We start from the raw sequence: 5,200 nt of genomic DNA on the forward strand, positions 1-5,200 counted from the left end.
TCCCGGGCCGCCGCGGCGCGCTCCCTCGCGGGCTGCTGGGGCGTGGCGGCGGTGTCCCGGGCCGTGGGTGCCGTGTCCGGGGCGGTGGTCCGGGCGGCCGTGCCGCCCTCCGGTACCGCGTTCGCCGCCGCGGCGGTGTCCGGGGCGGTGTCCCGGGCCGTGACGCCCGTGCCGGGCGCGGTGTCCTCGGGCTTCATGCCCGTGGCCGGTGTCCGCTCCAGGGTCTTCTGCCAGTCGCCGGCGGGGTGTTCGGGGCGGGGTTGGGTGAGCCAGGCCACCGCCGCGCCGGTGAGCGCGACGGGCCACTCCACCACGCCGGCGACACCGAGCACTCCTGCCCCGGTGTAGACGGCGATCCGCCGCCTGCGCGGCGATACGGCGCCGACCTTGTCCAGCGTTTCCTGCGCGGCCCTGCTCACCACCCCGGCGCCCGGCACCTTGCGCAGCACCGCGGCCGCGCCGTGGAGTGGCGCCGCAAGGGCCGACGACGACTTCTGCTCAGCCATGACTCTCCTCGCGGGGGTGAGATCGTCCTGCGTGCCCCTCGGGTGCCCGTAACCGCGCTGGTCATCCCGTCTCTCTCAGGGAACGTCACCGACCGCGTCCCCGCCACCGGACTCCGTCCGTCGCCGCGTGGCGTCGCAGGGGCCCCGGGCCCGGGTCAGGGCCGGCGGAACAGCCCCGCGGGGACGGCGTCGGCGAGGATCCGGTAGCCCTCCGGGTTGAGGTGCAGCCAGTCCCCGTCGTGCAGCGCCGGCCGCAGCCGGCCCGGCTCCGCGGGGTCGCGGACGGCGCGGTCGAAGTCGATCACCGCGTCGAAGTTCCCGCGCGTACGGATCCACGTGTTGACGGCCTGCCGGGACTTCTCCCGCTCGCCCGCCGGGTCGTCGTAGGAGGTGTTGCCGCCGAAGGGCAGCAGGGTGGCGCCGTGGACGCGGATGCCCTGGGCGTGGGCACGGACGACGATCTGCCGGTAGGCGGCGATCAGGTCGTCGGTGACCCGGCGCTGGGCGGCCGGGGTGGCGTCGGCGGTGCCGATGTCGTTGACGCCTTCGAAGACGATCAGCCAGGCGACCCCGCTGCGGGCGAGGACGTCGCGGTCGAGGCGGGCGAGGACGTTGGGGCCGAGGCCGTCCTGGAGGACGCGGTTGCCGCCTGCGGCCTGGTTCAGGACGGCGACGTGCGCCGTGGCGCGGTGGGAGCGCAGCCGGTCGTGGAGCCGGTCGGGCCAGCGGTTGTTGGCGTTGGTGGTGGAGCCCCGCCCGTCGGTGAGCGAGTCGCCCACGACGGCGACGGCCTCGGTCGAGGCGTCGGCCCGCACCTCGACGTCGCTGATCAGGTACCAGTGGTCGACCGGCGTCGCCCCGGGCAGGTCGGTGTCCCGGGTGTGGTCGCCGTGGACGAGGTACGACGTCGTGCGCGAACCCGGGTGCGAGGTGAGGGCGAGGGAACGCTGACCGTCGGCCAGGTACGCCGTCACGGTGAGGTTGGACGCGGGGCGCAGTTCGAGGTCCAGCGGGTCGGAGACGACCTGGGCCCCGGCGGGCACGGTCGCCGACGCCCGCCCGGAGAACGTCACCCGCCGGGTCGTACGGGGCTCCACGGCGCTGACGCCGGCCTTGCCGTGGAGCGGGAGCGCCACCGTCACGGCGGTGAGGGGCAGCGGGGTGTCGCCGAAGGCGTTGGAGAAGCGCAGCCGGACGCGGTGGCCGCCGGTGGAGACGCGCAGGGTCTGGCGGAGCGTGGTGTCGACCAGAACGGCTCCGTCGCCGGTGAAGGGTGCCGGCGGCAGGTTGCCCGGTTCGGTGAGCTGGGGCATCGCCGTCCAGGTGTTCACCCAGTGCTGCTGGGGTGCGGCCGGCGGCCGTCCGGCGGCGGGCGCGCGGTCCGGCCGCTGCGCGAGCGCGGTGACGGCGGAGACGGTGACGAGAAACGCCAGCGCCAGGACGCAGGCGGTGACCAGGCCGGCGAGCCTGGTTCTCCCGGACGGGATGGCTGGTGGACTCACGGGCGGGGTCATGGCGTCCTCCGGTGCGTCTGCGCGGGTGCGGGCGCCTGGCATGGTGGCATGCACACGCCTTCTCATGGAACCGCTCCCACAGCAATGGCCGAACAGCCTTCGCCACCCTTCGGCGCCGACCGGGCACGGGCTGCGCGAGGCGTTGACTAGAAAGCGCTTTCACCCTACGGTCCGTTCAGCAGCGTGACCCAAGGGCGCCCCTCCCGGCCCCTTGGGCCACGTTGTCCGCGCGCGGCGTTCTGCAAGGCGTACGTCATTCACGTATACGACCCCCCTCGTCCTCCTGAAGGGACACACCCGCATGCGTACTCGCCCCCCACGTACACACGCGCGACGGTCGGCGCTCGCGGCGGCCGTCGCCGCTGCCGCCACGGTCGCGGTGCTCGCTCTGCCCCAGCAGGCCGGGGCCGCCGAGAGCTCGCCGGTCGGGTTCGGCGCCGGCACGACCGGCGGCGGCAGCGCCTCGGCGGTGACCGTCTCGACGCTCAGCGCCTTCAAGTCGGCCGTGGCCGGCAGCACGGCCAAGGTGGTCAAGGTCAGCGGCACGATCCCGCTGAGCGGTCAGGTCGACATCGGCGCCAACACCACGGTGCTGGGCGTCGGTTCGTCGTCCGGGTTCACCGGCGGCGGGCTGCGGCTGAAGAACGTCGGCAACGTCGTCCTCCGCAACCTCAACATCAGCAAGGCCGTCGGAACGGACGCGATCACCGTCCAGGGCTCGACCAAGGTGTGGATCGACCACAACTCCCTGTCCTCCGACCGCGACCACGGCAAGGACTACTACGACGGCCTGCTCGACATCACGCACGCCTCCGACTACGTCACGGTGTCCTGGAACACCTTCAAGGACCACTACAAGGGCTCACTGGCCGGGCACAGCGACAGCAACGCGAGCGAGGACACCGGGCACCTGCGGGTGACGTACCACCACAACTGGTTCAACAACGTCAACTCCCGCATCCCGAGCCTGCGTTTCGGCACCGGGCACTTCTACGACAACTACGTCGTGGGCGCCGACACCGCCGTGCACTCGCGCATGGGCGCGCAGATGCTCGTCGAGAACAACGTCTTCCGCAGCACCAAGGTCGCCGTCACCACCAACCGGGACAGCGAAACGGACGGCTACGCCAACCTGCGCGGCAACGACCTCGGCGGGGCCACCACCGAGATCTCGCAGTCGGGCAGCTTCACCAGCCCGCCGTACGGCTACAGCGCCGAGGCCGCCTCGAGCGTGGCCTCCTCGGTGACCGCCGGCGCGGGCGCCGGGAAGATCTGACAGCCGCTCACCCACCAACCCATCGCACAGAAGGAAACGGGACATGACTGCTGCAGCACGACCGCGCGTGCGACGGCGCGCACTGACCGGAGGCCTGGCCGCACTCGGCCTCTCGGTTGTCATGATCACGACAGGAGGGGCACTGTCCCCGGCGAGTGCCGCCACCTGGCCCACCGCCAACGGCAGCCAGGCCGTCACCTCCACCATCTCCGTGTCGGGCACCAAGGACTACGGGATGAAGCGCCTGTACGGCAGCGGAGCCCTGGGCACCGGCGGCCAGGACGAGAACCAGAAGCCGATCCTGGAACTGACCACCGGCACCGTCCTGAAGAACGTCATCATCGGCGCCCCCGCCGCCGACGGCATCCACTGCCTGGGCAGCTGCACCCTGCAGAACGTCTGGTGGGAGGACGTCGGCGAGGACGCGGCGACGTTCCTGGGCTCCTCGTCCTCCAACGTCTACACCGTCTCCGGCGGCGGCGCGAAGGAGGCCAGCGACAAGGTCTTCCAGTTCAACGGCGCCGGCACGCTGAACGTCTCGAACTTCGCGGTGCAGAACTTCGGCACCTTCGTCCGCAGTTGCGGCAACTGCAAGACGCAGTACAAGCGGACGATCAACCTCAACACCATCGAGGCGACCTACAAGGGCAGCCGGCTCGTCGGCATCAACACCAACTACGGCGACAGCGCGTCCCTGAAGAAGATCACCATCGTCGGGGACTCCAGCAAGAAGATCATCCCCTGCCAGAAGTACATCGGGAACAACACGGGCAAGGAGCCCAGCACGAACGGCACGGACGCCGACGGCACCTACTGCAAGTACTCGGCGTCCGACATCACGTACAAGTGATCCCCTCGCGATGAGGGCGGCGGCGCGCGACGTCCCCCGGGCGTCGCGCGCCGCCGTCGCACGCCGCCGTCGTCCGCTCATCGCCTCGCGTGGTTCATCGCCTCGCGCGGCCGAGCATCTCCTCGGTCAGCTCCCGCCGGTAGTCGGTGTACGCGGCGCGCAGCGCCGGGCCGGGCCAGTCCGCGGGCAGCAGCGGTGCGGGCAGGACGGGGTCGGCCAGCAGGTGCCGTACGACGGCCGCGAGGGCGGTGAAGCGGTCGGCCGGCCGGTCCGCGCGCGCCACGTGGGCGAGCAGCGCCCGGGCGGCTGTCGCCCAGCCGTCGAGCGGCCACAGGCTCGCGGCCAGGCCGGGGTCGGGCTCCTCGGGCCGGGCGGTGAAGCGCCGGGTCACCCGGTCCAGGTCGCCGGGCCAGGGACGGCGCAGGTTGGCGGGGCGCAGCCAGACGCCCTCGCGGAGTTCGGCGAGCCTCAGGGCGGTCAGCCGGGCACGCAGTCCGGCCCGTTCGGCGGGCCCGCGGCCGGTCGCGGTCACCACGGCCATCTCCCACTCCCCGCCCCAGGGCCGCGTGGCGGGGTGCACGGCCGCGTCCTGGCGCCGCTGGCGCTCCAGCAGCCGGTCGCTGAGGCCGTAGACGGTGTCCGAGCGCCGCAGGTCGCCGGCGGCCACCATCCGGCTCAGCGCCGCCCGCAGGGTGGATCCGCCGACTCCGAAGGGTTCGACGGCCCGCACGAGGTCCTTCACGGGCAGTTCGGGAGGGTGCGTGCCCAGCAGCAGACTCAGGACGACCGACCGCGCGGACAGCGGGCGCAGGTCGACTCCGGTGGGCTCCGGGGGCGCGTTCATGGTCCCGTACTGTACTTCCGCCTTGCTGCAGTATTGCTGCAACCGCAGAGACAGTGCAACATGGGTCGCATGGCCTCGACACTCGCGCACGCACCGTCGTCCTCTCTCCACGCCGTCACCAACCAGGCCCCTCCCCTGGCTCCGTACGACGCGTCCGAGGACGCGGCGCTGCTGGAGGGGCTGCGCCGCGTCCTCGGACGCGTCGTACGG

Annotated in this window: 5 protein-coding genes; 2 read left to right on the forward strand and 3 right to left on the reverse strand. The window is 72.5% G+C overall.

What is annotated here, in order from left to right; translation table 11 throughout:
* On the reverse strand, positions 1-506 hold a 506-nt coding region (locus C1I97_RS41965; RefSeq protein ID WP_258382816.1), incomplete at its 3' end, for a hypothetical protein.
* Between the two features lie 155 nt (positions 507-661).
* The gene (locus tag C1I97_RS30920; RefSeq protein WP_111006382.1) at positions 662-2,020 is read right to left on the reverse strand and encodes an SGNH/GDSL hydrolase family protein; all 1,359 of its coding nucleotides are present in this window, start codon (positions 2,018-2,020) and stop codon (positions 662-664) included.
* Positions 2,021-2,321: 301 nt separating this feature from the next.
* Between C1I97_RS30920 and C1I97_RS30925 the strand changes: the two genes are divergently transcribed.
* Together C1I97_RS30925 and C1I97_RS30930 are read left to right on the forward strand one after the other, a co-directional pair.
* Positions 2,322-3,296, forward strand: a complete 975-nt coding sequence (locus C1I97_RS30925; protein WP_111006383.1) for a pectate lyase family protein — start codon at positions 2,322-2,324, stop codon at positions 3,294-3,296.
* A gap of 43 nt (positions 3,297-3,339) precedes the next feature.
* Complete coding sequence (locus C1I97_RS30930) at positions 3,340-4,146, forward strand: pectate lyase (protein ID WP_111006384.1); 807 nt, start codon at positions 3,340-3,342, stop codon at positions 4,144-4,146.
* A gap of 94 nt (positions 4,147-4,240) precedes the next feature.
* Here C1I97_RS30930 and C1I97_RS30935 read toward each other — a convergent pair whose 3' ends face one another.
* A complete protein-coding gene (locus C1I97_RS30935) occupies positions 4,241-4,990 on the reverse strand; it encodes a PaaX family transcriptional regulator C-terminal domain-containing protein (RefSeq protein ID WP_111006385.1) in 750 nt (249 codons plus the stop codon).
* Positions 4,991-5,200 lie beyond the last annotated feature (210 nt).

This window comes from Streptomyces sp. NTH33 (assembly GCF_003236365.1).
Lineage (GTDB): Bacteria > Actinomycetota > Actinomycetes > Streptomycetales > Streptomycetaceae > Streptomyces.

Excerpts from the sequence above, each read along its gene's own strand:
- C1I97_RS30920 (WP_111006382.1), bottom strand. The coding sequence starts at position 2,020 with ATGACCCCGCCCGTGAGTCCACCAGCCATCCCGTCCGGGAGAACCAGG.
- C1I97_RS30925 (WP_111006383.1), top strand. The coding sequence starts at position 2,322 with ATGCGTACTCGCCCCCCACGTACACACGCGCGACGGTCGGCGCTCGCG.
- C1I97_RS30930 (WP_111006384.1), top strand. The coding sequence starts at position 3,340 with ATGACTGCTGCAGCACGACCGCGCGTGCGACGGCGCGCACTGACCGGA.
- C1I97_RS30935 (WP_111006385.1), bottom strand. The coding sequence starts at position 4,990 with ATGAACGCGCCCCCGGAGCCCACCGGAGTCGACCTGCGCCCGCTGTCC.